The 26879-nt window shown below is 65.4% G+C and carries 24 protein-coding genes and 1 pseudogene; 12 read left to right on the top strand and 13 right to left on the bottom strand.

Going from position 1 to position 26879, the window contains the following annotated elements; all coding sequences use genetic code 11:
• The first annotated feature begins 38 nt into the window (after positions 1 to 38).
• The 3 genes from FAZ11_RS07430 to FAZ11_RS07420 are packed head-to-tail and all read left to right on the top strand — an operon-like array spanning position 39 to position 2979.
• Positions 39 to 863: a (Fe-S)-binding protein gene (locus FAZ11_RS07430; RefSeq protein WP_058785177.1), complete on the top strand. Its 825-nt coding sequence runs from the start codon at positions 39 to 41 to the stop codon at positions 861 to 863.
• A complete protein-coding gene (locus FAZ11_RS07425; RefSeq protein WP_058785178.1) occupies positions 860 to 2314 on the top strand; it encodes a LutB/LldF family L-lactate oxidation iron-sulfur protein in 1455 nt (484 codons plus the stop codon). The genes FAZ11_RS07430 and FAZ11_RS07425 overlap by 4 nt, the downstream gene beginning before the upstream one ends.
• On the top strand, positions 2311 to 2979 hold the full coding sequence (locus FAZ11_RS07420; protein ID WP_058785179.1) for a LutC/YkgG family protein: 669 nt from the start codon (positions 2311 to 2313) through the stop codon (positions 2977 to 2979). Before FAZ11_RS07425 ends, FAZ11_RS07420 begins: the two co-directional genes overlap by 4 nt.
• Positions 2980 to 3263: 284 nt before the next feature.
• Here the strand turns inward: FAZ11_RS07420 and FAZ11_RS07415 are convergent, their stop codons facing one another.
• The 3 genes from FAZ11_RS07415 to FAZ11_RS07405 all read right to left on the bottom strand — a co-directional run bounded on the left by FAZ11_RS07415 (position 3264) and on the right by FAZ11_RS07405 (position 6084).
• Entirely contained in the window at positions 3264 to 3734 is a 471-nt protein-coding gene (locus FAZ11_RS07415; RefSeq protein ID WP_058785180.1) for an MEKHLA domain-containing protein, read from the bottom strand.
• 122 nt (positions 3735 to 3856) lie between these two features.
• On the bottom strand, positions 3857 to 4978 hold the full coding sequence (locus FAZ11_RS07410; protein ID WP_058785181.1) for a YncE family protein: 1122 nt from the start codon (positions 4976 to 4978) through the stop codon (positions 3857 to 3859).
• A gap of 146 nt (positions 4979 to 5124) precedes the next feature.
• On the bottom strand, positions 5125 to 6084 hold the full coding sequence (locus FAZ11_RS07405) for a ribonuclease Z (RefSeq protein ID WP_058778384.1): 960 nt from the start codon (positions 6082 to 6084) through the stop codon (positions 5125 to 5127).
• A 186-nt stretch (positions 6085 to 6270) separates the two neighbouring features.
• Here FAZ11_RS07405 and FAZ11_RS07400 point away from each other — a divergent pair, with 186 nt between their 5' ends.
• Complete coding sequence (locus tag FAZ11_RS07400) at positions 6271 to 7515, top strand: acyl-CoA dehydrogenase family protein (RefSeq protein WP_058778383.1); 1245 nt, start codon at positions 6271 to 6273, stop codon at positions 7513 to 7515.
• A gap of 83 nt (positions 7516 to 7598) precedes the next feature.
• On the opposite strand, the gene FAZ11_RS25365 is transcribed toward FAZ11_RS07400, so the two are convergent.
• Both FAZ11_RS25365 and FAZ11_RS25360 read right to left on the bottom strand, forming a co-directional pair.
• On the bottom strand, positions 7599 to 8009 hold the full coding sequence (locus FAZ11_RS25365; protein ID WP_421958169.1) for a methyl-accepting chemotaxis protein: 411 nt from the start codon (positions 8007 to 8009) through the stop codon (positions 7599 to 7601).
• A gap of 129 nt (positions 8010 to 8138) precedes the next feature.
• Positions 8139 to 8915 (bottom strand): annotated as a pseudogene (locus FAZ11_RS25360) (PAS domain-containing protein); the annotation flags it as partial.
• 200 nt (positions 8916 to 9115) lie between these two features.
• Between FAZ11_RS25360 and FAZ11_RS07390 the strand changes: the two are divergent.
• From FAZ11_RS07390 to FAZ11_RS07380, 3 genes are all read left to right on the top strand, one after another.
• Entirely contained in the window at positions 9116 to 10282 is a 1167-nt protein-coding gene (locus FAZ11_RS07390) for an acyl-CoA dehydrogenase family protein (protein WP_058787236.1), read from the top strand.
• A 12-nt stretch (positions 10283 to 10294) separates the two neighbouring features.
• Positions 10295 to 11380, top strand: coding sequence for a sigma-54 interaction domain-containing protein (locus tag FAZ11_RS07385; protein ID WP_137279492.1), 1086 nt, complete (start codon positions 10295 to 10297; stop codon positions 11378 to 11380).
• A 67-nt stretch (positions 11381 to 11447) separates the two neighbouring features.
• The gene (locus FAZ11_RS07380; RefSeq protein ID WP_137279493.1) at positions 11448 to 12308 is read left to right on the top strand and encodes a pirin family protein; all 861 of its coding nucleotides are present in this window, start codon (positions 11448 to 11450) and stop codon (positions 12306 to 12308) included.
• Between the two features lie 59 nt (positions 12309 to 12367).
• On the opposite strand, the gene FAZ11_RS07375 is transcribed toward FAZ11_RS07380, so the two are convergent.
• The 5 genes from FAZ11_RS07375 to FAZ11_RS07355 form a co-directional block, all read right to left on the bottom strand.
• On the bottom strand, positions 12368 to 13990 hold the full coding sequence (locus FAZ11_RS07375) for an FGGY-family carbohydrate kinase (RefSeq protein WP_058767302.1): 1623 nt from the start codon (positions 13988 to 13990) through the stop codon (positions 12368 to 12370).
• Between the two features lie 4 nt (positions 13991 to 13994).
• A complete protein-coding gene (locus FAZ11_RS07370) occupies positions 13995 to 14723 on the bottom strand; it encodes an SDR family oxidoreductase (RefSeq protein WP_137279494.1) in 729 nt (242 codons plus the stop codon).
• A gap of 37 nt (positions 14724 to 14760) precedes the next feature.
• Complete coding sequence (locus FAZ11_RS07365; RefSeq protein ID WP_058767300.1) at positions 14761 to 16008, bottom strand: sugar ABC transporter permease; 1248 nt, start codon at positions 16006 to 16008, stop codon at positions 14761 to 14763.
• The gene (locus FAZ11_RS07360; protein WP_058760942.1) at positions 16005 to 16826 is read right to left on the bottom strand and encodes an ATP-binding cassette domain-containing protein; all 822 of its coding nucleotides are present in this window, start codon (positions 16824 to 16826) and stop codon (positions 16005 to 16007) included. Before FAZ11_RS07360 ends, FAZ11_RS07365 begins: the two co-directional genes overlap by 4 nt.
• 120 nt (positions 16827 to 16946) lie before the next feature.
• On the bottom strand, positions 16947 to 18038 hold the full coding sequence (locus tag FAZ11_RS07355) for an ABC transporter substrate-binding protein (RefSeq protein WP_058773489.1): 1092 nt from the start codon (positions 18036 to 18038) through the stop codon (positions 16947 to 16949).
• Positions 18039 to 18342: 304 nt separating this feature from the next.
• Between FAZ11_RS07355 and FAZ11_RS07350 the strand changes: the two genes are divergently transcribed.
• Together FAZ11_RS07350 and FAZ11_RS07345 are read left to right on the top strand one after the other, a co-directional pair.
• Positions 18343 to 19401, top strand: a complete 1059-nt coding sequence (locus FAZ11_RS07350; RefSeq protein ID WP_058778378.1) for a LacI family DNA-binding transcriptional regulator — start codon at positions 18343 to 18345, stop codon at positions 19399 to 19401.
• A gap of 68 nt (positions 19402 to 19469) precedes the next feature.
• Complete coding sequence (locus FAZ11_RS07345; protein ID WP_058767297.1) at positions 19470 to 19811, top strand: FKBP-type peptidyl-prolyl cis-trans isomerase; 342 nt, start codon at positions 19470 to 19472, stop codon at positions 19809 to 19811.
• A 19-nt stretch (positions 19812 to 19830) separates the two neighbouring features.
• Here FAZ11_RS07345 and FAZ11_RS07340 read toward each other — a convergent pair whose 3' ends face one another.
• The gene (locus FAZ11_RS07340; RefSeq protein WP_058760946.1) at positions 19831 to 20016 is read right to left on the bottom strand and encodes a hypothetical protein; all 186 of its coding nucleotides are present in this window, start codon (positions 20014 to 20016) and stop codon (positions 19831 to 19833) included.
• 224 nt (positions 20017 to 20240) lie between these two features.
• Complete coding sequence (locus FAZ11_RS07335; protein ID WP_137279495.1) at positions 20241 to 22925, bottom strand: glycoside hydrolase family 5 protein; 2685 nt, start codon at positions 22923 to 22925, stop codon at positions 20241 to 20243.
• 450 nt (positions 22926 to 23375) lie between these two features.
• Between FAZ11_RS07335 and xth the strand changes: the two genes are divergently transcribed.
• Entirely contained in the window at positions 23376 to 24164 is a 789-nt protein-coding gene (gene xth / locus FAZ11_RS07330; protein WP_137279496.1) for an exodeoxyribonuclease III, read from the top strand.
• A gap of 7 nt (positions 24165 to 24171) precedes the next feature.
• On the opposite strand, the gene FAZ11_RS07325 is transcribed toward xth, so the two are convergent.
• The gene (locus FAZ11_RS07325; RefSeq protein WP_058767294.1) at positions 24172 to 24564 is read right to left on the bottom strand and encodes a hypothetical protein; all 393 of its coding nucleotides are present in this window, start codon (positions 24562 to 24564) and stop codon (positions 24172 to 24174) included.
• Between the two features lie 300 nt (positions 24565 to 24864).
• On the opposite strand from FAZ11_RS07325, the gene FAZ11_RS07320 reads away from it, so the two are divergent.
• The gene (locus FAZ11_RS07320; RefSeq protein WP_240043625.1) at positions 24865 to 25722 is read left to right on the top strand and encodes a sigma-54-dependent transcriptional regulator; all 858 of its coding nucleotides are present in this window, start codon (positions 24865 to 24867) and stop codon (positions 25720 to 25722) included.
• A 249-nt stretch (positions 25723 to 25971) separates the two neighbouring features.
• Positions 25972 to 26856, top strand: a complete 885-nt coding sequence (gene rfbD, locus FAZ11_RS07315) for a dTDP-4-dehydrorhamnose reductase (RefSeq protein ID WP_058778374.1) — start codon at positions 25972 to 25974, stop codon at positions 26854 to 26856.
• Positions 26857 to 26879: the final 23 nt, after the last annotated feature.

The raw sequence follows: 26879 nt of genomic DNA, 5'->3' as shown, positions 1-26879 counted from the left end.
GGTCTTCTTATTACCGGGCTAACCCGGAGTGACGCCTGATGAACGATCTTTTCTACAACGCCGCCCCCAACGCCACCCGTACCGCGCCGCCGCTGGCACCCCCGCGGACCTATCCGCACGAGAAGCCGGCACAGGTCTATCTGTTCGGCACCTGCGTGGTCGACCTCTTCTATCCCGAAGCCGGCATGGACAGCATCCGTCTGCTGGAGCGCGAAGGCATCCGCGTGCATTTTCCCCAGGCGCAGAGTTGCTGCGGCCAGCCGGCCTACACCTCGGGCTACACCGAGGAAGCCCGCGCCGTGGCCCGCACCCAGCTGGCGCTGTTCGCCGAGCCCTGGCCGGTGGTGGTGCCCTCCGGCTCTTGCGCCGGGATGCTGCGCCATCACTATGCCGAGCTGTTCGCCGATGAGCCCGAGACCTTGCGGCAGGTGCAGGACCTGGCCGCGCGCACCTACGAGCTGGCGGAATTCCTCCTGCACGTCTGCCAGGTGGACTACCAGGACCGCGGCGCCCCGACCAAGGTGGCGCTGCACACCTCCTGCAGCGCCCGCCGCGAGATGCAGACCCACCTGCACGGCCGCGCCCTGCTCGGCCAGCTGCAGGCCGTGGAGCGCGTCGATCACGACCACGAAAGCGAATGCTGTGGCTTCGGCGGCACCTTCTCGGTACGGATGCCGGACATCTCCGGCGCCATGGTGGCGGACAAGACCCGTGCCCTGCAGGACAGTGGCGCGGCCCAGGTGCTCACCGCCGACTGCGGGTGCCTGATGAACATCAACGGCGCGCTGGAAAAGCAGCGTGCCGCCCTGCGTGGCGAACACCTGGCCAGCTTCCTCTGGCGCCGTATCGGAGGTGCCGTATGAACGAGATGCTGAAGATTCCCCTGACCGACGTCAGCGAAGCCCCGCCGTTCAAGATCCGGGCGCGCAAGGCCCTGGGCGACGACCAGTTGCGGCGCAATTTCCGCACCGCCATGGATTCGCTGATGACCAAGCGCCTGGCCAGCATGAGCGATGCCGATGAGCGTGAGCGGCTGCGCGAGCTGGGCAATCGCATCCGCGCCCGGGCGCTGTCCAAGCTGCCCGAGCTGCTGGAGCGCCTGGAGGCGAACCTGACCCGCAATGGCGTCCAGGTGCACTGGGCCGAGACCACGGCCGAGGCTAACGCCATCGTCCAGGGGATCGCCGAGCGCCACGAGGCCAAACTGCTGATCAAGGGCAAGTCCATGGTCAGCGAAGAGATGGACATGAACCACGTCCTCGGCGCCCAGGGCATCGACTGCCTGGAATCGGACATGGGCGAGTACATCATCCAGCTCGCCGGGGAGAAGCCGTCGCACATCATCATGCCGGCCATCCACCTCAACCGGCAGCAGGTGGGCACCCTCTTCCACGAACACCTGGCCGAGCCCTACACCACCGACGTCGACGAACTCATCCAGACCGGCCGGCGGGTGCTGCGGCGGAAATTCTTCGAGGCCGACATCGGCATCTCCGGGGTCAACTTCGCGGTGGCCGAGACCGGTACCCTGCTGCTGGTGGAAAACGAGGGCAACGGGCGGATGTCCACCACGGTACCGCCGGTGCACATCGCCGTGACCGGCATCGAGAAGGTGGTGGAGAATCTGCGCGACGTGGTGCCCCTGCTGTCGCTGCTGACCCGCTCGGCCCTGGGCCAGCCCATCACCACCTACGTCAATATGATCTCCGGGCCACGCAAGGCCGAGGAACTGGACGGCCCGCGCGAGGTGCACCTGGTCTTGCTGGACAACGGCCGCAGCCAAGCCTTCGCCGACAGCGAATTGCGCCAGACCCTCAACTGCATCCGCTGCGGCGCCTGCATGAACCACTGCCCGGTCTATACCCGCATCGGTGGCCACGCCTATGGCGAGGTCTATCCCGGTCCCATCGGCGCCATCATCACCCCGCACCTGGTCGGCCTGGAGCGGGCGCCCGATCATCCCAGCGCTTCGTCGCTGTGCGGTGCCTGCGGCGAGGTCTGCCCGGTGAAGATTCCCATTCCGGCACTCCTGCGCAGACTGCGGGAGGAAAACGTCAAGGCGCCAGAGGCAGAGCCGCACCTCCTGCGCGGCCAGGGCAGCAAGTTTTCCGCCCGCGAACGCTGGACCTGGCACGCCTGGCAGAACCTCTATACCTCGCCGCTGCTCTATCGCGGCTTCAGCTACCTGGCCACCCGCTTCGGCCGCTTCACCCCTGGCCAGCTCGGCCCCTGGACGGAGCACCACAGCGCGCCCAAACCGGCGCGCCGCTCGCTGCACGAACTGGCCCGCGAACACCTGGAGAGACGCCCATGAGCGCCCGCGACAACATCCTCGCCAAGCTGCGCGGCAGTCTCCAAGGCACCCAGCCATTGGCCGACGACTTCGACGAAGCCCTGGTGACCGAGCCCTGGAGCTATCCGCCCGAGGAACGCATCGCCCGCCTGCGCACCCTGATGGAGACGGTGCACACCGAAACCCACCTGACCACCACGGCGGACTGGCCGGCATTGGTAGAGCGCCTGCTTGCCGAGCGCGGCCTGGATCAGCTGTTGATCGCCCCCGGCACACCCCACGGCGCGCGGCTGGTAGAGCGCTGGCAGGGCGAAGGCCAGCCGCGCTGGAAAGCCTATGACCGCCCGGTGGAAGAATGGAAAGCCGAGCTGTTCGACGACACCCCCGCCAGTCTCACCGGCACCCTCGGCGCCCTGGCTTCCACCGGCAGCCTGGTGCTCTGGCCGGATCGCCAGGAGCCGCGACTGATGAGCCTGGTGCCACCGCTGCACATCGCCCTGCTCAGGGCCAGCACCGTGGTCGACAACTTCTACGAGTTGCAGCAACGGCACGATTGGCGCAGCGGCATGCCGACCAATGCGCTGCTGATCTCCGGGCCGTCGAAGACCGCTGATATCGAGCAGGTCCTGGCCTACGGTGCCCATGGGCCGAAAGACCTGGTGGTGTTGATCGTCGAGGATGAGTGAGCGCTGTGCCCCCTCACCCCAGCCCTCTCCCTCAGGGAGAGGGGGCGGTCAACCGCACGATCGTAGCTTTCGTAGGTTGGGCTGAGCGCAGCGAAGCCCAACAGCGCTTCGGCGTCAGGATCTCGCAGGGAAAGATACTGGCTCCTAACTCCATCGTAGGTTGGGCTGAGCAACGCGAAGCCCAACAAACCCAGGCCACCCTTTGCGCTACAAGAGCAGGGAGCGGTCCCATACGACACACCAGACCGGACTGAGCAGCAAAGCCCAACAAACCCAGGCCACCCTCACTCCACCTGCCCGATCCGCGCCTTATCCGGCCAGAACAACGCCGCCTGTCCCAGACGCTGGCCCTCGCTGTCGAGCAGGTTCCACACCACCCCGGCGTGGATCATGAAGGCCCTTCCCGCCCGGTCCACGCGCCACCCCTCGTAATCGCCGGCATAGCCCTGACGCCCAACCGTCTCCATCAATACCTGACGCGCTGCCCGGTCCTTCGGTGAGGCGCTGAACCGGGATGGCATGCCCAGAAATTCCGCGCGTGGATAGCCAAAGCAGCGCAGGGCCTGCTCGTTGGCGTAACAGAACAGCGGATCGCTTTCGTTGCCGTGGGCCAGCAAGGCGTAGGGCGCTCGCTCGTGCAGCCAGGTCAAGGCCTCAGCCTGGGGTAACCCGGCGGGACGCGGCAGACACTGGCCGAGCCAGTGGCGATAGGAGGCTTCCAACAGGGGAAGCAGGGTGAGATCGGTGGCGGACAAGCGTGCTCTCCTCGAAGACCGCGACAGGCGTCGTCGCATTCAAGAGCACGCCGGCGGGCTTGGGAAGCCCTGTCCGCCCTCGGGCGGTCCGCAGCGCGCGGCGGACCGCCGCCAGGCAGGTCTTACTTGATCGCGGTCAGGTCGATGCGCACCACGCTTTCCGGCGCGGTGTTCATGTATTCCTTGTCGAAGGGCGTCTTCACCGTCGCGTAGAGCGTCTGGCCGTCGGGGCTGACCAGCAGGCTGTTGGGATTGGGCTTGAGGTCGTAGGCTTTCTTCTCGGCGTAGGTGGTGGCATCGAGGATCAGCAGGCGGCCGGTCTCACGCTGGGTGATGTACAGCTCGTTGCGCTGGGTATTGAGCTTGATGGCCAGGGCGTCGCCCACCGGCAGGCGCTTGATGACCTTGCCGGTGCGGATATCGAAGACCAGCACGGTCTTGGCCTCGGAGTTGTCGGTGACGAACAGCTGGTGGTTCGCGCGATCCTCGGCCAGGTTCAGCAGCAGGTACTTGCCACCGTCGCCCGGGGTCCAGCGGTGCTCGATCTTGCGGGTACGGGGATTGATCACCAGCACCTCGCCGCTGCCATTGGCGGCATAGAGACGACCGGTGTCCTCGGAGTACAGCAGCCCGGTCACCCACTTGCCGGCGTTGGGGATGCGCGCCTTGAGGGTCAGGGTCTTGGCATCCACCACCCAGATCACCCCCGGATCGCCGACGCCGCCGACGTACAGCAGACCATCGTGCAGGATCACCTGACGCGGATTGACCGGATGGCCATCGCGGCCCATCTCGTTGAACAGGAGGCGCTTCTCGACCTTGCCGGTACGCAGGTCGATACGGCTCAGGCCGCCGTCCAGGGAGTTGGTGACGAACAGCGTCTCGCCACTGGCATCGGTGGTCAGGGCGAAGTTCTTCAGATCGGTATGGATCTGCCCGGTGATGGCCAGGGTAGTCGGATCGAGTTGGTAGATGACTCCGCCGGTGACGCCCTTGGTCAACTGGGCGGTCGCCGCATAGACCGACTGCTTGGCCGGGCTGTAGGCCAGTTCGTAGACGCCGTAGCCCAGGTCGATGCGCTTGAGTTCGGCGGGTGCCTGGGGCGCCGCGGGTTGGGCGGCGACCGGCGCCGGCGCGGGAGGGGGTGGCGGTGGCGCCTCCGCGTGGGTGGAGCAGGCAGCCACTGCCAGCGACAGCAGCGCCACGGCGCCCAGCGTCGAGACCTTGTTGAAAGACACCGCCATTTGCTTCTCCTAGGGTCGAGGTGCGAGGGATCGACGTGATCCTGAAATGATAAACGTTCGCACTATGCCCAAGGAGAACAGGTCAGACAAGGTCGAAAAACCGGGCCCTTCCAGGCCGGATTTGGCCACGCGCCCTACCCGCCGCTCTAGTCCAGGGCTTTGAGCTGGCCCTGGCGATCCAGGCGGAAACGCGAAAAATCCTCGGCCAGGTGCAATTCACCGTGGAAGAGTGCCGCAGCCTCCTGACGCAGCTCCTCGATGGACGGTGAGCGCCCTGGATCGGCCTGATAGCGCGGACTGAAATGAGTCAGCAGCAGGGCTGGTAGCTGCTCCGCCTGGGCGAAACGGGCGATGCCGGCGGCGCTGCTGTGGCCCCAGCTCTGGCCGGTCTTGTCGATATGCGCCTGGGCATAGGTCGCCTCATGGACCAGCACCTGGGCACCACGACAGGCCTCGGCGAGGAGTTCAGGACGGTCGTTGTCCCCCGCGACCACCAGCCGCCGCTCCCCATAGGCGGCCTGCAGGAAGTCGGCACTGCGCAGCAGCCGCCCCTCGTGTAGCACGTCTTCGCCGGCATGCAGGCGCCCCCACAGCGGCCCGCGCGGCACCCCGGCCGCGGCCAGGGCCAGAGCGTCCAGGCGCTGCGGCCGGCGGGTCTCGCGAAAGCGGAAGGCGTGGCTGGGGACCCGATGGGACAGCGCGAAAACGTCGATATCCCAGGCGCCCAGCGACAGGCCCGTGAAGGTTTCCAGGGCGTGGAACTGGAGTTCGAATGGCAGGTGCAGCGCCGTCAGCGCCTGGGTGGCGGTGAGCCAATCCTGCACGGCCCGCGGCGCGATCAGCGCCAAGGGCCCGCTACGGCCGGTCATGGCAGCGCTGGCCAGCAGTCCGGGCAGGCCATAGCAATGATCGCCGTGCACATGGGTGATGCAGATACCCCGCAGATCCGCTGCCGACAGCGGGGTGCGCTGGAGCTGATGCTGGGTGGCCTCGCCGCAATCGATCAGGAACCAGCCCTTGCCCTGGTCCTCGATCAAGGCGAGGGCCGCGACGTTGCGCCGCCGAGTCGGCACCCCGGCCGAGGTGCCGAGAAAAAGAATGTCCATGGGCGCTCCGCAAAAGCGCCAGTCTAGCGCGCCCCGCCCAGGTGTTGCTGGCACGACACTGATCGGGCAGCCCTGCTGTGCCACGGGCAGCACAAGAACCAAAAGTCCGCCAAATCAGGGCTTTGGCGGGCTGGCAACGCTCTTGCAATGGCTCCGTCGTCGACCTTTCAGCCACCGAGGATTGCCATGAATCTGCCCGCTCGCCACCTGCCCACCGTCCATTCCGCAGCGCCCGACTACGAACAACTGGCCGCCCGCTTCCGGCCGATCTTCGCCCGTATCGCCGAGGGTGCCCTGGAGCGCGAACGTACCCGCACCCTGCCCTATGCCCCGGTTGCCTGGCTCAAGGAGGCCGGCTTCGGCGCCGTGCGAGTGCCGGTGGAGTTCGGCGGTAGCGGCGCCAGCCTGCCGCAACTGGTGCGGCTGCTGATCGAGCTGGCGGCGGCAGACAGCAACCTCCCCCAGGCCCTGCGTGGCCATTTCGCCTTCGTCGAGGATCGTCTCAACGCCCATGCCAGTGCCTCCCAGCAGGTCTGGTTCGAGCGCTTTGTCGCTGGGGAGTTGGTGGGCAATGCCTGGACCGAGGTCGGCGCCGTCAAGCTCGGCGAGGTCATCACCCGCGTCAGCCAGCGTGACGGCCAGTGGCGCCTCAACGGCACCAAGTACTACAGCACCGGCAGCCTGTTCGCCGACTGGATCGATGTCTATGCCCAGCGCGACGACACCGGCGGCGATGTCATCGCCGCCATCCGCACCGACCAGCCGGGCGTACGCCAATCGGACGACTGGGACGGCTTCGGCCAGCGCACCACCGCCAGTGGCACCTCGGTGTTCGAAGACGTAACCGTAGAGCCGGAAAATCTCATCGACTTCGCCACCCGCTTCAAGTACCAGACCGCCTTCTACCAACTGGTGCTGCTTGCCGTGGTCACGGGTAGTGGCCGGGCTGCGGTACGGGACTTTTCCCAAGAAGTACGAGCGCGCAAAAGGGTCTACAGCCACGGCAACGCCAGCGCGGCCAGCGCCGATCCCCAGGTGCAGCAGGTGGTGGGCAAGGCCTCGGCCTTCGTCTACGCCGCCGAGGCGGCCAGCCTGAGTGCCGCCGCCGCGGCCCAGGCCGCCTTCGAGGCCCGCTATGCCGGGGATGACGCCGCCGAGCACCAGGCCAACGTGGCGGCGGAGCTGGAGTCCGCCCAGGCACAGGCGGCGGTGGCCGAGCTGGTGCTGCGCGCCACCAGCGATCTGTTCAACGCCCTGGGCGCCTCGGGCACCAGCCAGGCCAAGGGCCTCGACCGGCACTGGCGCAATGCCCGCACCGCCGCCTCGCACAACCCGCTGATCTACAAGGAGCGCATCGTCGGCGCCTGGGAGATCGAGGGCACCGAGCCGCCCTATGTGTGGCAGATCGGCGGCGGCAGCAAGCAAGGCTAGTCGCGCCTTTCGCAGCAGCGCCAAACGCGAAACGGCAACCCCAGGGTTGCCGTTTCGTCGTTCGCCGCCCGAAAAAACGGGGATCAGGTAGACAGCTGCCGGGCGAAGCGCCCCACCGCGCCGACCACCCGCTGGGCACCGTCCTGGATTTCAACGATCACCTGCCCGGCCTGGCCAGCCAACTCCAGCCCCTGCTCGGCCTGGAGCCGACCGTTCTCGATCACCGTCACCGCCTCGCTCGCCAGTTGCTGGTTCTGCTGCACCACTCCGACGATCTCCTCGGTCGCCTTACTGGTCCGCGAGGCCAGTTGCCGGACCTCGTCGGCCACCACGGCGAACCCCCGCCCTTGCTCACCGGCCCGCGCCGCCTCGATGGCGGCGTTGAGCGCCAGCAGGTTGGTCTGCGCGGCGATGCCGCTGATGGTCTTGATGATGGTGCCGATCACCTGGGACTGGTTGTCCAGCGCCTCGATACCCTTCACCGCCTCCTGCATCTGATTGGCCAGGGCGCGCATGACATCCACCGTCTGTTGCGCCACCGCCGCCCCCCGGCGCGCCGTGTCGTCGGTCTGTTGCGAGGTCTCGAAGGCCACGCTGGCGGCTTCGGACACCGCCCGCTCCTGTTCGACCTGCTCGGTGATCACGGTGGCGAATTTCACCACCTTGTACAGCCGGTCATGGGCATCGATCACCGGGTTGTAGGAGGCCTCCAGCCAGACATCCCGGCCGTGGGCGTCCACCCGCTTGAAGCGATCGACGACGAATTCGCCACGCCGCAGTCGTGCCCAGAATTGCTGATAGGCCTCGGAGCTGGCCTCGGCGGAATCACAGAACAACCGATGATGCTTGCCCTTGATCTGCGCCAGGGAGTAACCCATGGCCTGCAGGAATCTGTCGTTGGCATCGAGCACCTCGCCGTCGAGATTGAACTCGATGACCGCCGTGGAGCGGCGCAGCGCCTTGAGCAGGCTTTCATGCTCCCGTGACGTTTCGATGGTGCGGGTCAGGTTGTTGCAGAACAGCTGGAAGCGATTCACCTGGCCCTGACTGTCGTGGAAGGGATGGAGGATGCCGCGCAACCAGGCTTCGCGCCCGTCGCCGCGTACCAGGCGCAAGGCACCGCTGAAGTGTTCGCCACGACTCAGACTCTGCTGCAGCCGGCGACTGTAGTCTTCACCCCTGATATACGCGGGGATGAGGTCCGATAGGGAGCGGCCCAGCAGGTCCGCTGCGTGCAGGCCCATTTCCTTTTCGAAATTGGCGTTCACCGCAGTGATGCAGCCCTTGCCGTCCATTTCGACGCCCATCATCTCTTCGTCCAATTCGGCCTTCAGCCGCTTGAAGGAATCGACCTGCTCTTGCAGGCGCTGTAGTTCTTGTTTTAGCCCTTTATTGAACATGACTATTCCAGCCAGGCGGTTGAATTACACCTATAGCGCCAGGCACCAACCGCTCTTCAGTCCGATAACCAATTTTCCGGCCAGCCGGTTAAATATCGAGACGAACGGGACATTGCCATTAGCTAATAACCAATAAATATTTATTACTGATTTTTTAGCGGTATTAAGTTCTAACAAATCAGCCTACTCGAAGAGTCCCTATGCCCTATCCCCGATTGGATCCTCTTATCCCTCTCTTATCCACGTTGGCCGCCACAGCTGCGGAGCGCGACCGCAAAGGCGGAACGCCCAAGGCAGAACGAGACGCCTTGCGCCACAGCGGCCTGCTGGCCTTGAGCATTCCACGGGAACTGGGTGGCCTGGGGGCGCCCTGGGACGAAACCTTGGAGGCGGTACGCCGACTTGCCCGTGTCGACAGCTCTGTGGCCCACGTCTTCGGCTTCCACCATCTGCTACTCGCCACCGCCCAGTTGTTCGGTCGTCCCGAGCAGTGGCAGCCCTGGCTGGAACGCACCGCCCGGGAGGCGCTGTTCTGGGGCAATGCCCTCAACCCACTGGATCGCCGGACCGTGGCGCGGCGCCAGGGCGACGCCTGGCAGGTGGACGGCCAGAAGAGCTTCTGCAGCGGCGCCCTGGACTCCGACCTGCTGCTGCTCTCGGCGCTGGAGAACGATGACCAGGGCCGACTGCTGATCGCCGTGGTGCCCACCGGGCGCGCCGGTATCCAGCTATTCGATGACTGGGACAACAACGGGCAACGCCAGACCGATAGCGGCAGCGCCCGTTTCGACGCCGTGCGTGTCGAACAGCAGGAATGGCTGCTCGACCCCGGTCCGCTGAGTACGCCCTTCGCCTGCCTGCGCCCGCTGCTGGCGCAACTGATCTTCGCCAACATCTTCCTGGGGCTGGCCGAAGGCGCCTTCGCCGAGGCACGGCGCTATACCAGTACCCAGGCCCGCCCCTGGTTCAAGTCGCCGGCCAGCACCGCCAGCGGCGACCCCTACGTCCTGCGGCACTACGGTGAATTCTGGGTGGCGCTGGAAAGTACGCGCCTGCTGGTCGAGCGCGCCAACGGCGCCTTCGCCCAGGCCTGGGGCCAGGGCACGGCCCTCAGCGAACAAGCGCGAGGTGAGTTGGCCATCGCCATCGCCACCGCCAAGGTCGCCGCCAGCCGGCACGGCCTCGATCTGGCCAGTCGGCTGTTCGAAGTCGGCGGCGCCCGCGCCACCGCCGGGGCCCTGCGCCTGGATCGCTACTGGCGCAACCTGCGCACCCAGACCCTGCACGATCCGGTCGACTACAAGCTGCACGAACTGGGCGATTGGGCCCTGAACGACACCCTGCCCACGCCCAGCTTCTATTCCTGACGAGGACCCCGCATGACCCTGCTGACCCTGACGCGCACCCCCGCGGTCCCCCGCTACCGGGCCACCGCCCAGGTCTTCGCCGACCCGCGTTCGCGCGAGCTGCTGGCCCATCTGGAAAAGATCGCCCCCAGCGAGGCCAGCGTCCTGGTGATCGGTGAGACGGGCACCGGCAAGGAGCTGATCGCCCGCCATATCCATGCGCTGAGCCAGCGCCATGCCGGGCCCTTCGTCGCGGTCAACTGCGGCGCCTTCGCCGAAAGCCTGGTCGAGGCCGAGCTGTTCGGCCATGAGAAAGGCGCCTTCACCGGCGCCCAGGGCGCCCGCGCCGGCTGGTTCGAAGAGGCCAATGGCGGCACTCTGTTTCTCGACGAGATCGGCGACCTGCCGCTCCCGGTGCAGGTCAAGCTGCTGCGGGTGCTGCAGGAACGCGAGGTGGTGCGCCTCGGATCGCGACGCAGCATCCCGCTGGACGTCCGTATCGTCGCCGCCACCAACGTCGCATTGGAGCGGGCCGTGGCCGCAGGGACCTTCCGCGAAGACCTCTGGTATCGGCTCAACGTGGTCAGCCTGCCGCTGCTACCCCTGCGGCAGCGTCCGGGCGATATCCTGCCGCTGGCCCGGCATTTCCTCCACGCCTACGCCCAGGCACCGGTTTCCCTGAGTCCGGCGGCGGAGCAGCGGCTGCTGGAGCACCCCTGGCCCGGCAATATCCGGGAGCTGGAAAACACCCTGCAGCACGCCCTGCTGCTCAAGCCCCAGGGGGTGCTGGACGCCGAAGATCTGGTCTTCGTCCAGCGCCCTACCCTGGTCACACCCAAGCCCCGTTCCGCCGAGGCGGCACCGACCGATGCCTTGCTGACCGAGGCCTTCGCCCAGCTCTTCGAGGAACAGCCCGAGGCTCTGCACGAGCGCGTCGAGGATGCCCTGATGCGCGCCGCCTACCGCTTCTGCCATCGCAACCAGGTCCATACCGCACGCCTGCTGGGGCTCAGCCGCAACGTCACCCGTGCCCACCTGATCCGCATTGGCGAACTAGTGGTCAATCACCGTCGCCCCATCGCCCAGCGGCCGGAACGGGAGGTGCGATTTTCCATCTGACGATGCCAGGGGTACCCGCGTCGCGAGGGTCGCCCTACACTGGGGTTTTCGCCTCCCGAGGTCCCGCATGAGCGCCCGTACCCTGCTGCATCGTCATCCCGCCCAGCGCGACGATATCGGCGAACTCCACACCCGCCGCCCCCTGCCCGGTCCCGGCCTGCCCCATCTCGACCCCTTCCTCTTTCTCAACCACCACGGGCCGCAGGTCTATCCACCGCACAACGCCGGCCTGCCCTTCGGGCCCCATCCCCATCGCGGTTTCGAGACGGTGACCTTCATCCTCGCCGGCTCCCTCGCCCATCGCGACAGCGGCGGCCACGAGAGCGTCATCGAAGCGGGCGGTATCCAGTGGATGACCGCCGGCAGTGGCCTGGTGCATGCCGAGCTGTCGCCGGCCGCCTTCAAGCGCGACGGTGGCGACCTGGAGATCCTCCAGCTGTGGGTCAACCTCCCCGCCCGGCTCAAATTCACGCCGCCGGCCTACCATGGCGTCACCGCCGAGGCCATGCCGCTGATCGAAGCGGACGAGGGCCGGGTGCGCATCCGGTTGGCCTCCGGCACTTACCAAGGCGTTCAGGGCGCCGTCCAGACGCCGACCCCGATCACCCTGATGACCGTCGAACTCGCCCCTGGCGGCACGGCCAGGCTACCGGCCCCAGCCGGGACGACGGTGTTCTGCTATGGCGTCCGCGGCACCCTGCAGATCGCCGGGCGCGACGAAGCACCCTGGCAACTGTTCCAATTCGCCGACGATGGCGACCAGGTCGAGATCGCCAGCCGCGACGGCGCCGTGCTGCTCTATGGCCATGCCGCCCCCTTCGCCGAACCCATCGTGGCCCATGGGCCCTTCGTCATGAACAGCGCCGAGGAAATCCGCCAGGCGATCCGTGACTACCAGGCGGGGCTCTTCGGCGACGTGCCGGATTGAACGGCCGGCCTAGGTTCTGTACGAGCAATGCTTGTGCTCGATGATGCTGCGTACAGAACCTAGGACGCGGTGAACAGGCCGCGTACCTGGCGCTCCGCGCCTTGCAGGATCTCGAAGGCGGCGTAGCGGCGGCGATGCACCTCGGCCAGCCTACCCGTCACCGGAGTGAACGCACGATCCAGCCGCGCCATGCGCGCCATGGCGTCCAACAGCCCAGCGCCCTCCGCCGCCGCCACGGCGCCCAGCATAGCGGCGCCCCGCAGTACCGGTTCTTCGGTATCGCTGATCGCCACCGGCACGCCCGTGGCATCGGCCAGCAGTTGCCGGACGAAATCGCTCTGGGCCGCGCCACCGCTGGCGACGATCAACTCGATGCGGATACCGTCCCGCGCCAGGGCTTCGAGCAACTGGCGCAGGCCATAGGCGATGCCGCAGAGGCCAGCGACGTAAAGGGCCGGCAATCCGTCCACCTCACGGTCGAGGGTCAATCCGGCGATGACCGCCCGGGCGTCCGGATCGGCAAAGGGTGAGCGGTTACCGAGAAATTCGGGCACCACATGCAGTCCTTCGGCCAGGGCTACCGCGGCGCTGCCCTGGGCCGCCACCTGGGCTTCGAGCCAGGGGAGCAGTGCCTGACCCTGTCGCTCGGCTACCTCACGTACCGCCGCCGCGGCGGGGTGCAGGGCAACCAGATGGTCGATGGCCGACCCCGCCGCCGACTGGCCACCCTCGGTGAGCCAGAGTCCGGGCAGCATGGCCGAGTAATAGGGCCCCCAGACGCCGTCCACATAGGCGGGCTGCGCGCTGGACGCCATGGAACAAGCCGAGGTACCGAAGATGTAGGCTAGGCGCTGGGTCACCGCCGTCCGCCCCTGGGTGTCCGTGCCACCGAGGGAGCCGACGCCCCCGGCGTGGGCATCGATCAGCGCCGCCCCCACTGGCGTACCGGGCAGCAAGCCCAGGTCGGCCGCGGCGGCGGTGCCGAGTCCCTGGCCCAGTGGCGTACCCGGCTCGACGATGCGCGTGCCGATCCGGGCGAAACCCTCGGCGGCCAACTCGCCCAGGCCGATGGTCTCGAAATAGGAGGCGTCCCAGCGCTGCTCGTGGGCCAGATAGGTCCATTTGCAGGTGACGGTACAGGCCGAGCGGGCCAGATCGCCGGTGGCGCGCCAGGTCAGGTAGTCGGCGAGGTCGAAGAAGTGCCCGGCCCGGGCGAAGGCCGCGGGCAGATGGCGCTTGAGCCAGAGCAGCTTGGGCGTTTCCATCTCCGGCGAAATGCGCCCGCCCACGTAGCGCAGCACCGGATGGCCGCTGGCGGTGATCTCGTTGGCTTCCTCGGTGGCCCGGTGGTCCATCCAGACCATGACGTTGCGCTGGTCGTCGCCGGAGTCACCGATGCCGACCGGGCTGCCGTCGGCGGCCACCGCCACCAGCGAGCAGGTGGCGTCGAAGCCCAGGCCTCCGATGGTCTCCGGCGCCACCGCCGCCTCGGCCAGGGCGCCACGTACGCTGCTGGCGATGGCCTGCCAGATCTGCTCGCCGGACTGCTCGACCCGCTGCCCTGGCGCGTGCCAGGTTTCCACCGGCGCCTTGGCCGCACCCAGCAGGCGCCCCTTGGCGTCGAACACCCCCGCTCGGGCGCTGCCGGTTCCCACGTCGACTCCTATGAAATGCCGGCCCATGGCGTTACAGGTCCACGCTGGTGGGCATGATGATCAGATCGCGGATCACCACGTTGCGCGGCCGGGTCAGCATGAACACCACCGCCTCGGCGACCTCGCTGGCTTCCATCAGCGCGCCGGATGCCATGGCTTCGTCGAGCTTGGATTGCGGCCAGTCGCTGATCAGCGCCGTGACCACCGGCCCGGGCGCCACCGCCCCGACGCGGATATCGTGCTTGATCAACTGTCGGCGCAGGCTGTGGGTGAAGGCCTGGATGGCGTGCTTAGAGGCGGTGTAGATTGGCTCCCAGACCACCGGGATCAGCCCGGCGATGGAGCTGGTCAGGAGGATGTCGCCACTGCCGCGCTCGACCATGTGCGGCAGCACGGCATGCACCGAGCGAAAGGCAGCGTTGATGTTGAGATTGAGCATGAAATCCCACTGATCCGGATTGCCCTCCACTACCTCGCCGCCGATATAGGCGCCGGCGTTGGCGTGGAAGATGTCCAGGCGACCGAAGCGATCGAGGATCTGCGGCAGCATGGTCTTGACGCTGGCCGGATCGAGCAGGTCGATCACCACCGGAAAGGCATCGGGGCCCAGTTCGGCGCAGACCTTTTCCAGGTTCTCGCGGGAGCGGTCGACCAGCGCCACCTGGGCACCGGCGGCGAGCATTTCCTTGGCGCAGGCCAGACCGATGCCGGAGGCGCCCCCGGTGATGGCGGCGACTTTCTGGGACAGTTTCTTGTTCATGTGTTCACCCCTGAATTCGAAAGAAAGACTGCAGGCCTCAGGCCCGCCCATGGGAAGCGCGCGAGCGACGCGCCAGGGCGTCGATGATCACCGCCAGGGCCAGCACGGCACCGGTGATCATGTAGCGCAGCGCGGACGACAGATCGAGCATGGTCAGGCCGCTGGCGATGGACTGGATGACGATCACCCCGAGCAGTGCGGAATAGGCACTGCCACGCCCACCGAACAGGCTGGTGCCACCGATCACCGCCGCGGCGATGGCATTGAGGTTGACGTCGCCGGTCCCCGCCTGCTGGCTGGCCGAGGCCAGCCGCGCCGCGGCGAGGATGCCGCCCAGGGCAGCGAAACTGGCGCACAGTACGAAGGCCGAGGTGTAGATACGCCGTACGTTGATGCCGGCGCGACGGGCCGCTTCGCGGTTGCCACCCACCGCGGCCAGGCTGCGCCCCCACCGGGTACGGGTGAAGGCGTAATGCATCGCCACCACCAGTCCCATGAAGAAGACGAAGATCCACGGCACCCCGCGGTCCTGGTTGAGGTAGTAGGCGACGAAGCCCAGCAGCGCCGTGAGCGCCAAGGATTGCAGGGCCACCCCGGCCAGCGCAGGCGTCGACAGCTGGGCCTGACGCCGCCGCTGATGGGCGCGATACCCCAGCAGCAGGCGCACCACGCCACTGGCTCCGGCGAGCAGATAGGCCAACAGCGGCGGCAGGGTATCGAGCTGGCCGAAGCTCACCAGGAAGGAGTCGTACGGCAGGTTGATGGAGCCGGCGTTGCCTAGCAGATAGAGCTGCAACCCCAGCACCGCCAGCAACCCGGCCAGGGAGGCGACGAAGCTGGGCATGCCCAGGCGGGTGAACAGCAGCGAATAGAGGCTGCCGATCAGCGCACCGGCCGCCAGGGCGGCCAGGATAGCCGCGGCCACTGGCCAGCCCTGGTTGACCCAAAGGATTCCCACCAGGGCCGAGGCGAAGCCGCTGATGGAGCCGACCGAGAGATCGATCTCCCCGACCATCAAGACGCAGACCACGCCGAGGGAAATGATGCCCACGGTGGCAGCGTCGAACAGCAGGTTGGCCAGATTGGCGCTGGACAGGAACACCGGGTTGAGAATGCCGAACACCGTCCAGATCACCACCAGGCCGATCACTACCGGCAGCGGGCCCAGGTCGCCGGAACGGATGCGGTCGGCGGTGGCCTTGAGGCTGGCGGCCAGGCCCACGGTCTGGTTGACGCGGCTGTCGCTGCGGTCGAGCAAGGCGGCCGATTCGTGGGGCTGGCTCATAGCGGCTGCTCCTGGGAGGCGTCGAGGGAGGCGGCCTGGCGCCGACGGGCGCGCCGCGAGACCGAATTGTCATCGGCACCGGTGATGGCGCCGATCAGCTCCTGGGCGCTCACGTCCGGGGCGAAGATGCCGTTGTTGCGGCCGAGGCGCAACACGGCAATCCGGTCGGCCACCGCCCGCACGTCTTCCATGTTGTGGCTGATCACCACCACGGCCAGGCCGCGGTCGCGCACCCGTTCGATGAGGTTGAGCACCTCGGCGGTCTGGGCCACGCCCAGGGCGGCGGTGGGTTCGTCGAGCAGGATGACCTTGGGTTCGAGCAGCAGCGACCGGGCGATAGCCACGGTTTGACGCTGACCGCCGGACAGCGCGGCGATGGGCAGCCGCACGCTGGGGATGCGCGCCGACAGCTCGCTGAGCAGCGTCCAGGTGCGGACCTCCATGGTGGTCTCGTCCAGCGCCCAGGGCTGCAATTCCCGACCGAGGAACATGTTGGCGACCACGTCGAGGTTCTCGCACAGCGCCAGGTCCTGGAACACCGTGGCGATACCCAGCGCCTGGGCCGCAGCGGGACTCGCCAGGCTCACCTCCTGCCCCGCCACCTTGAGCGAGCCGGAGGTCGGCTGGTGCACGCCGGAGATGATCTTGACCAGGGTGGACTTGCCGGCGCCGTTGTCGCCCACCAGGGCCACCACCTCGCCGGGGTAGAGATCCAGATCGATATCGGCGAGCACCGAGATCGCACCGAAGCTCTTGCAGATGCCACGCAAGCTCAGCACGGGTTCGCGCGGGGCCGTCGGGCCGGACTGTTCAGCCATGTTCGACTCTCTATTGTTGTTGTGGGCGCCCGAAGGCGCCGGTCGTCAAAAGGTCCAGCAAGCGAACGACCCAGGCAGACGCGACCTACCGCATGCCCTACCCTGGCCGTTCGCTTCGACTCAGGGCTGGATACCGAGCTGCTTGCAACCCTCGGCATAACGGTCGGTGCAGAGCTGGGCCGCGGTCTGGATCGGTTGGCCGGCGACCTTCTGATCGATGATCTCCGCCTTGAGATTCTTGGCGGTGACCAGATTCGGCACGAACAACCGCGAAGGCGCGTCGTACAGCGTGGTCTCGGGCTTGGGTGTCTTGCCGGCAAGGAAGTCGCCGGCCACATCCGCCGCCGCGCTGGCGACGATCTCGCTGGGCTTGGAGATGGTGTTGTACTGGTCGCCAGCGATGATCAGTTGCAGGCCCGCCACCGTGGCATCGTTGCCGGTGATCGGCGGTACCGGATTGACGCCAGCCGCCTTGAACGCCGCCACCGCGCCGCCGGCGGTGCCATCGTTGGCCGCCACCACGCCGAGGATGCGCTTGCCGAAACGGGTGATCTGGCCGCTGGTCCACTGCTGGGCCTTGGACGGCGCCCACTCGGGCGTGTCGTACTCCGCCAGGATCGCATAGCCACTGTTGGCCAGCCCCGCCAGCATGCCCTTCTTGATCAGCCCCGCCGCCGCGTCGGTGGGCGAGCCGCCGATCACCAGCAAGCCACCGCTCTTGGGATCGATCTTCTCCGCTTGCAGATGCTCGACCAGGGAGGTGGCGATGGACTTGCCGATGGCTTCGTTGTCGAAGGAGACGTAGTAATCCACCGGCACCGAGGTCACCGGACGGTCATAGGCGATCACCTTGACACCCTTGGCATGGGCCATGCGCACCAGCGAACCGGCAGCCTTGGAGTCCACCGGGTCCAGGACGATCACCTTGGCGCCCTGGGCCAAGGCAGCGTTGAATTGCTGCTGCTGCCGTGATGCATCGCCGTTGGCATTCTGATAGATCACCCGGCATTCCGCGCAGACCGTCTTCATCTGCCGTTGGAAGCCCGGCAGGTCGTGCTCTTCGTAGCGGGTGGAGCTCTGATCGGGCATCAGAAAGGCCACCGGCGCCGCGGTGAGCGTCGCGGCCTGCAGACCGGAGACGGCCAGACCGGTGCCGACGGTCGCGGCCAGGAGGGTGCGGGTGAACCGGGATAGCTTGGAGATTCGCGCCATTTTCTTGTTTTCCTTGGATAGGGCTTCGAACCGGACACTTCACCGACCGCCGCTCCGCCGATGGGCGGAACAGCTGCGGTGGGGATTACCTGGATCGCTATACTCCCCACCGACAGCGCGCACCCAACCGGCGCCGATCACGAGACCCGACGACTGATGGATACGGCCAGCGGCACAGCCTTGCAGACCGGATTGCAATCCCCTCGACGATGCTACACAGCTTGCACAATCGATGGTGCAAATAGAATTACTCTGCGAAATCCACTACTGTCAAGTGGCTCGACGACCAATGGAAAGCTCTAGCATGGCCCCTGCTGGCAAGAAAAAAGCGACGATCTACGATCTCTCCCAGCTATCGGGCAGCTCCGCGTCCACGGTCAGCGCCGTGCTGAACGGCTCCTGGCGCAAACGGCGAATTAAGGAAGCCACCGCCCAGCTCATCCAATCCCTGGCCGAAGAACATGGCTACAGCACCAATCTGCAGGCACGTGGACTGCGCCAGTCGCGCTCCGGCTTGGTGGGGCTGATGCTGCCGCTGTACGACAACCGCTTCTTCTCGGCCCTGGCCCAGGGTTTCGAGGCGCGGGTACGCGCGCGCGGGCTTTGCCCGCTGGTGGTCAGCGGCTGCCGCGATCCGGAGCTGGAGCGCAGCACCGTGGAATCGCTGTTGGCCTATTCGATCGACGAATTGTTCATCGCCGGCGCCACCGATCCCGACAGCATCCACAGCGCGTGCGAACGCGCCGGGGTGCGACATCTCAATCTCGATCTGCCCGGCACCCTGGCCACCTCGGTGACCAGCGACAACTACGCCGGCGCCTTCGAGCTGACTCAGGCGATCCTGAACGTGCTGCTGCCCTTCCACGATCTTCTCCCAGGGGATCTCTGCCTGTTCGGCGGCTACTCCGACTATGCCAGCCGTGAGCGGATCGGTGGTTTCCTCGCCGCCAAGAAAGCGCATTTCGGCAACGCGGCGAGCGACGACGTCTTCAGCGCGCCGGGCTATTCGCCGGCCCTGACCCAGCAGGCTCTGACGGCCTACATCCAGCGGCACGGCCGTCTGCCGAAAGGCCTGTTCATCAATTCCACCATCAACCTGGAAGGTCTGCTCGGCGTGTTGCCCCAGCCGTCCAGCGCGCCGGTCACCGACTTGGTGGTCGGCTGTTTCGACTACGACCCTTTTGCCTCCTTCCTGCCCTTTCCGATCTACATGATGCAGCAGAACGTCGATCGCATCCTGGAACTGGCGTTCGAACTCATGGACCGACCCGAGTCCGAGGTCCGGCTACACAAGGTCGCGCCCCTGCTGGTGCCACCGCGTACGGCGCTGCCCAGTTTGCTGGATGCTCCCGAGCCCCGCTGAGCAGCGGGATTCTCCCTGCAGGCGCAGGCCAGGCTCACTAGAATCGGCATTTTTTCCGAGGACGACTGATGGAAAACGGCTTGAAGATCCAGGACCTGCAAGAAGGCGACGGCAAGGCCGTGGTCAAGGGGGCCCTGATCACCACCCACTACGAAGGCTGGCTGGACGACGGCACCCTGTTCGACTCCTCCCGCGCCAAGGGCCGCCCGTTCCAGTGCGTGATCGGCACCGGACGGGTGATCAAGGGCTGGGATCTGGGGCTAATGGGGATGCGGGTGGGCGGCAAACGGCGGCTGGAAGTCCCGGCAGCACTGGCCTATGGCGAACGCCAGATGGGTGCGCTGATCAAGCCGCACTCCAATCTGACCTTCGAAATCGAGCTGCTGGAAGTCCTGACACGGGACGATTGAGCCATGGCGCCGCTGCACGTCAGCTCGACTTGGCGTTATTGCGTACCAGCTCGAGCTGGGCTTCGAGCACGCTCAGACGAGCATGCTTCTTGGTATAGATGACGAATTGCTCCTGGAAGCTTTGCCGACTCCGAGCAAGATCCTGACGATGATTCAGGATCTGTTCTTCCAAGGTTTGCAGCCGTTGCTGGGTGGTTTGCGTCATGGCACCTACTCCCTGTGCTTGAGGTGACAACTCGACTCTAACCGCGAGCCAATAAGTCGAGCTATAGCCGTTCGTCGTCCGCCTAAGACCTGTCCCAGAGCCGTTTCGCTAAGCTTTTCAGCGCTATGTGACAGAATAAAGTCTGACTCTCGTAATGACCCAAAACGAAAACGGCGGCGAATGCCCCAGGGAATCCGCCGCCGCTCCGGCTAACCGACTGGCCTTCAGCGTGGCCCTATGGCCGTACAGCTGTTGCTGGCATCCACGTATTTCTTCAGGGTCGGCCACTGGGGTCGTTCGGCACCGTTCACCGGCTCCACGGCGAGGGCATAGCTTCCCCAGCCCGGTCCCGCGGCCCAATAGGTCAGCGGCATGCAGTTCTGCTGCAGGTAGGCCAGAAGATTGTCGGTGGCCGTCAGCCAGCGGCTGTCCCCGGCCGGCACGCCGAACTCGGCGATCATCCCACGCTTGCCGTTGCGCTTGAGCCACTCGACGAAGGGCTTGACGCGATTGACCCCGACCTGCGGATCGACGCTGTTCATGTCCTGCGCCGCGTAGTTGCCACTGCCGTCCTGGTCCAGATACACGTTGGCCGCATAGATCAGGTTGTTCGCCGGATCCTTGAGGCCCAGCAAGGCGTTGCTGGCGCCCGGCCAGTTCACCGCGCTGCCCCAGGCATTCCCCTGGACGATCACCGGGTGAGTCCGGTCCATGGTGCGCACGCCGTCGATACCGGACTGCGCCGTCACCGGCCAGCTGCTGTCCGCCCCGTTGGGCTTGCCCATGATGTCGTAGCCATAGAGCGCCGCATGGTTGCCCCACTGGTAGGCCAGACGATACGTCAGGTCCCAGTAGTTGAAGTTGGTGACGTTGCCGGTACCGATCACGGTGCCCTTGTAGCGACCACCGTTATCCAGCGCCAGAATCACCTTCATGTTGTACTTCTTGGCCAGCTCCAGCACCTGGGTGACCTGCCGGGTGTATTCCGCCTCCAGGCTGCCGAAGAAACGGGTCTGCAGGCGCTCCCAGATCACCGGGAAGCGGATCAGGCGCACACCCTTGGCGCTCCACTGCTGGAAATGCGCCTCGACCGGCATGATGTAGTTGACGTTGAGCACGCCCGGCAGAGTTTGCGGAGCGAAGGCCGCGCCCGAGAAATTCAGCCCGACCAGATTGAGCTTGGCCGTGTTCGCCGCGGTTCCCGTCGAACCCGTGGTGGACCCCGAGGGCGTGGTGGCGCTACCCGTCGTGGTGCTGCCCGTCGACGTCGAGGCGCCGGTTCCACTGCTGGACGTACCCGACCCGGACGGTACCGTCACGACAGGCGTCGCACTGCCCGAACTGGCATTCGAGCCGGAGCTGCCACTGCTAGCCGTCGAACCGGTCGATGCAGCCGGCGCAGCGGTGCTCGACCCGGACGTGGTGGTTCCGGTGCGCAAGGTCTTGGGATACCCGAAGACATTGCCATCCAACTGCGGGCTTTCGATGAAGACACTCAGGTTGCTGCCCACTACCTGGGCGTAGGTCACCTTGTAGCTCTTGCCATCGGCTGGCGTGAGCAGCGCACCGACCTTGAAGGCCCCTACGTTCGCGGCGGAAGCCGGAATCGAGAAACCCGCAGCCTTGCGATAGACGCCATGCAACCAGTCCTCATTGGTGAAATCGTTGATCGAGGTAGTCACCCCGGTGGTAGTCGTCGAGCCGCCGGCACTACCGGTGCCCGTGGAGCTACCCGTTCCCGCGGTACCACCCGTGGCCGAGCCGCTGCTACCACTGCTGCTGCCAGCACCGCCGGTACTGCCGCTTGAACCGCTCGAGGCCCCCGTTCCACTGCCGGCCGACGAATTGCTCGTCCCGCTGGCGATGGGCCCGATCGCGGTACAGCTGCTGTCATCGATGTATTTGCGCAGCGTCGGCCACTGCGGTCGGTCGACGCCATTGATCGGCTCCACCGACAGGAAGTAATTACCCCAGCCCGGGCCCGCCGCCCAATAGGTCGAGGGAATGCAGTTCTGCTTGAGATAGGCCAGCATGCGGTCCATCAGCGGCAGCCAGCGGGGATCGTTGTCCGGCACACCGAACTCGCCGATCATCCCCTTCTTGTTGTGCTTCTTCAGCCATTCCACGAAGGGCCGTACGCGTTCGACGCCATAGTCCTGGCTCAGCTTGCCCACGTCGATGCCGGTGTAGTTGCCGCCAGCGCTTTCGTCGAAATAGGAATGCGCCTGGAAGACCAGGTTGTCGGACGGGTCCTTAAGCGCCAGCAGGGCGTCGTTCCACAGCGGCCAGCGGGTCGCCTCCGACCAGCCATTGCCCTCGATCATGATGATGCGGGTCTTGTCGACCGCCCGCACGCCATTGATGCCGTATTGGGCGGCGATCGGCCACTGCGCCATCGAGTCGTGCGGCTCGTTCATGATGTCGTAGGCATAGAGCGACGGCTGGTTGCTCCAGCGCTGGGCGATGCGCGTCATGATCTCCTGGTAGCGGTCATAGGGAACCGCGGCACTGCCAATGACCGACCCGCGATAGAAGGTGTAGTTGTGCAGGTCGAGGATGATGCGCATGCCGTATTTCTGCGCATTGGCGAAGGTCTGGTCGATCAGGGCCGCATAGGTGGCATCCAGCGGGCCGCCCAAGGTCGGTTGCAGGCGTTCCCAGATGACCGGGAAGCGGATCAGCTTGATCCCCTTGGCACTCCACTGTTTGAAGTAAGCCTCCACGGGGAAGATGTAGTGAGTACCGTTCACGCCTGGCAGTACCTGGCCGGCAAAGCCGGCACCGGACAGATTGAGACCTACCAGATTGACCTGTTCAGCCTCGGCACTGGGAGCGAGTGCCAAGGCGGCGATGAAGGGTAACGTCTGCGCGACCCCACGGGAAAACTTCAGGATGGTTTGTTTCATCATCACCAACTGCGCTAAATCGACACGTGAACGCTCTCCTTGAACACTCGCCGATATGAAGTGAGAGAAGGACTTCGCTGACAGAGTGCAGCGAAGCAATGCCTCCAGGCCTATCGATCTATACAAGCGATATGCCAACTTCTGCGCCTTATTGTGGTAGCCACTATTTAGCCATTACCGCACACTTATACAAGCAACTGATTTTTATAGGTATTTTATAATTACCGCTCGTCGTCTCGCTTGATGAGACATCCTCAAATCAAAGTCTGAAACAGAGATTTCATCTTCATCGTCAATTTTTCTTTGCAGAAATCTCGGCGGGCGACCAAAAGTTCCCGAAGGTGCCAAAAAAAGTTAGTCATTAATTAAAGTGAACTGCATCACATAAATTATGACAAGGAACCGAGTGACCGCCTGACGGGTCAGGTTCGATACATCCTGCAGGAGCCCACAATGGCTGGCCTGACTCTCGCGACCTACAACGTCAATGGCATCCGCGCCCGGCTGCCCATCCTGCTGCAATGGCTGGAGCGGGAACGCCCGGACATCGTCTGTCTGCAGGAACTCAAGGCCAAGGCGACCGATTTCCCTCAGGCGGAACTGGAAGCGGCAGGCTACGGTGCGCTCTGGGATGGCCAACCCTCCTGGAACGGGGTGGCCATCCTGGCGCGCGACGATCAACCGCTGGAGATCCGCCGCGGCCTACCTGGGATGGAGAATGACCCTCAGCGTCGCTATCTCGAAGCGGCGGTGAAAGGCGTGATCGTGGCCTGCCTCTACCTACCCAACGGCAACCCCTGGCCGGGACCCAAATTCGATTACAAGCTGGCCTGGTTCGAACACTTCATCGAGCATGCCCAGGGGTTGCTCGACAGTGGCCATCCCGTGGTGCTCGCGGGTGACTACAACGTAGTGCCCACCGACCGCGACATCTACGATCCCAAGTCCTGGCGCAAGGACGCCCTGCTGCAACCCGAGAGTCGCGCCTGTTTCCAACGCCTGCTCGACCAGGGTTGGCTGGATGCCCTGCGCGCGCGACACCCGGATGAGGCGATCTACACCTATTGGGACTATTTTCGGCAGCGCTGGCAACGCAATGCGGGGCTGCGCATCGACCATCTGCTATTGAGCCCCGCGCTGGCACCCCACCTCAAGGACGCCGGCGTGCACCGCTGGGTACGGGACCTGGAGAAAACCAGCGATCACTCCCCTACCTGGATTGGCATCGCGGCGCCGACCTAGAAGCCGCTCAGGCGTCACGTAGCAGGTCGTTGGCGTTGAGCAGCTCGTAAAGGATCTCCGGCCGTTGCGTGAGCCCACGGCGAATGGCTGCGGGTATCGACTGATGCAGCTTGCGACACAGCCCGGGACGGGGTTGCAGCTCGATCACCAGGCCTCGCGCGCTACGCACCTCACCCAGCCCCGGGGCGATCTCCAGACGGATACCCAGTTGCTCCAGTAACCGCTGCTGCAAGCGCTGCAAGTCGGCAAGACTGGCGACGCCCTCCAAGCGTGCCAGCAGCCGCTGCTCCTCCGTGCGGTTGAGCAGCAGCGCCCGCGCATCGAGGTGCGGATCGGCCAGTACGCGCTCACGCTCGCAGGTACAGACAGCAGGAGGACAGGGCGTACGCAGAACGGCCATCAGACATCACCTCGGCGCTAGGCGCGCTAGATCCCATCTACCAGCGCGCTTCCCAAGGCGCCGCCTACGACTTCTGCCAACAGAGGAAAAAACCAAAACAGGCCTCCTGTAATCAAGCTGGTGCCATCCAGCGGGTTTCAAGGTTCTGAGTGAAAAGGCCTGCGCTCGATGAGGCCTCGTAGAAAACCTTAGGCATGCCGGCGGATCGAGGGCCAAACCGCAGCATCTTATTCCCATAAAATAACCAACAAATCTAAAAACATAGTTAATTCTTATTTTTAGATATAAATCTGGGCCTTCATGCTGAGTACCTTGCCCGCCTGTGACGTCGACATGCCTACCCTCTCCCATGATCTGCTGATCGTACCCGCGGATCAGCAGAATACCCTCACCATTCGCGCCAAGGCGCTGGCCTTCGCCGATCCTCGTTCGCGCCAGTTGCTCGACCAGCTCGATGGCTTCGCCCCTCATCCGCATCCGGTCCTGCTTTCCGGCGAATGGGGCACCGGCCGGGAGCTGTTGGCGCGGCGTCTCCACGAGCGCAGCGGCCGTTCCGGCCTGTTCAGCAGTCTCAGTTGCACCTCGCTGAGCCGTCGCCACGCCGGCGCCGAATTATTCGGCTATCTGCCCCGCGCCTACGCGGGCACCTCGGGTAGTCGCATGGGTTGGTTCGGTACGGCCCAGCATGGCACCCTTTATCTGGATGAAATTGCCGATCTGCCGCACGCCTTACAGCAGGAACTGGCCCAGGTTCTCCAAGAGGGCAGCATCCTGCGCGAAGGGAGCAACCAGCGTACCGCCGTGGACGTGCGCTTGGTCGCCGGTTCCAGTGTGGACCTCGAGCGTACGGTGGCGGCAGGCAATTTCGACGCGGGACTCTGGCGGCTGCTAAATCCCGGGCAGCTACCAGTGCCCGCCTTGCGGGAGCGTCCGGCCGATCTACTGCCGCTCGCTCGGTATTTCCTCAAGCAACACGCCGAGCGTCTCGGTCGCTCGCCGCCTGTCTTGACGCCCCAGGACGAAGCCGCCCTGCTCGCCTATGCCTGGCCCGGCAACATCCGCGAACTTGAACAGGTTCTCCATACCGCTGTGCTAACCGCCTCGACGGCAGGTCTAGAGCTTGGCAAGCTGCTGGCATCGCTGTCCCGTCCAAGCTGAACTCACACCGATGGATGGCAGTCCTAGCCGCGTATCCTTTTCGAGTCGCACCATGACCCTCTCGTCCAACCAGTCGATGCTCACTCCGCCATAGCCAGCGGCTGCCATCTTTCTCGCGAAAGATGACCGGAAATCCAAGCTTGTCGCCCCGTGCGACCGGTTGGCTTTAGTGCGGGAAAAGCCTTGGGCTTTTCAGGAATCGATTTTCAGGACGTACGCCTTCGCAGGAAGGCGCTCAGGTATGGTTTCATGAATATTGTGATCATCGGTCGCTCCGGCCAGGTTTCGCGTGCCTTGCAGCGCGAGTTCGCCAGTACCCATCGGCTCACCGTCATCGGCCAGGCGGAGCTGGATCTCGCCAAGACCTCACAGCTGCGCGTGGCGCTCGAAACTCTCACTGCCGATCTCATCATCAATGCGGCGGCCTATACCGCGGTCGATCAGGCAGAGGACGACGCCGAGATCGCCACCGCGATCAACACCGAGGCGCCGCGGATCCTGGCCGAATGGGCACGTGACCGCGACATCCCCTTCGTCCACTACTCCACCGATTACGTCTTCGACGGCACCGGTCGCCAGCCCTACACCGAAGCCTGCGCCCCAGCGCCGTTGAGCGTCTATGGACGTTCCAAGCTGGCCGGCGAGCAGGCGGTACTGGCCAGCGGAGGTCGCGCCCTGGTCCTGCGCACCTCCTGGGTCTACTCCCACGATGGCCAGTGCTTCTTCAATACCATGCGCCGCCTGCTCGCGGAGCGTGACGAACTGCATGTGGTGGACGACCAGCAAGGTGCTCCAACCTGGGCACCGACGATCGCCCGGGCGACCCGTCACCTGGTCAAACGCCTCGGTGAACAACCCGAACTGGGCGGTCTGTACCACCTGACCAATGCCGGCCAGACCTCCTGGTACGGCTTCGCCGAAGCCATCGCCGAGTGCTTGGCCAACCGTGGCGAATTACGTGCCCGTCTCTATCCGACCAACACGCGCAACTATCCCACCCCGGCCACTCGTCCACTCTATTCCCGACTGGATTGCAGCAAGGCCCAGGCGGTGCTGCCGTTCACCCTGCCCGACTGGCGCGAGGATTTCGACCGCTGCTGGACGCTCTTCGAACGGGACGAATCGACTCGCTGAGCACCGGCGACGCCGACGGCACC

Source organism: Pseudomonas rhizoryzae (genome assembly GCF_005250615.1).
GTDB lineage: Bacteria > Pseudomonadota > Gammaproteobacteria > Pseudomonadales > Pseudomonadaceae > Chryseomonas > Chryseomonas rhizoryzae.
This window is presented reverse-complemented; position numbering and strand designations above follow the sequence as displayed.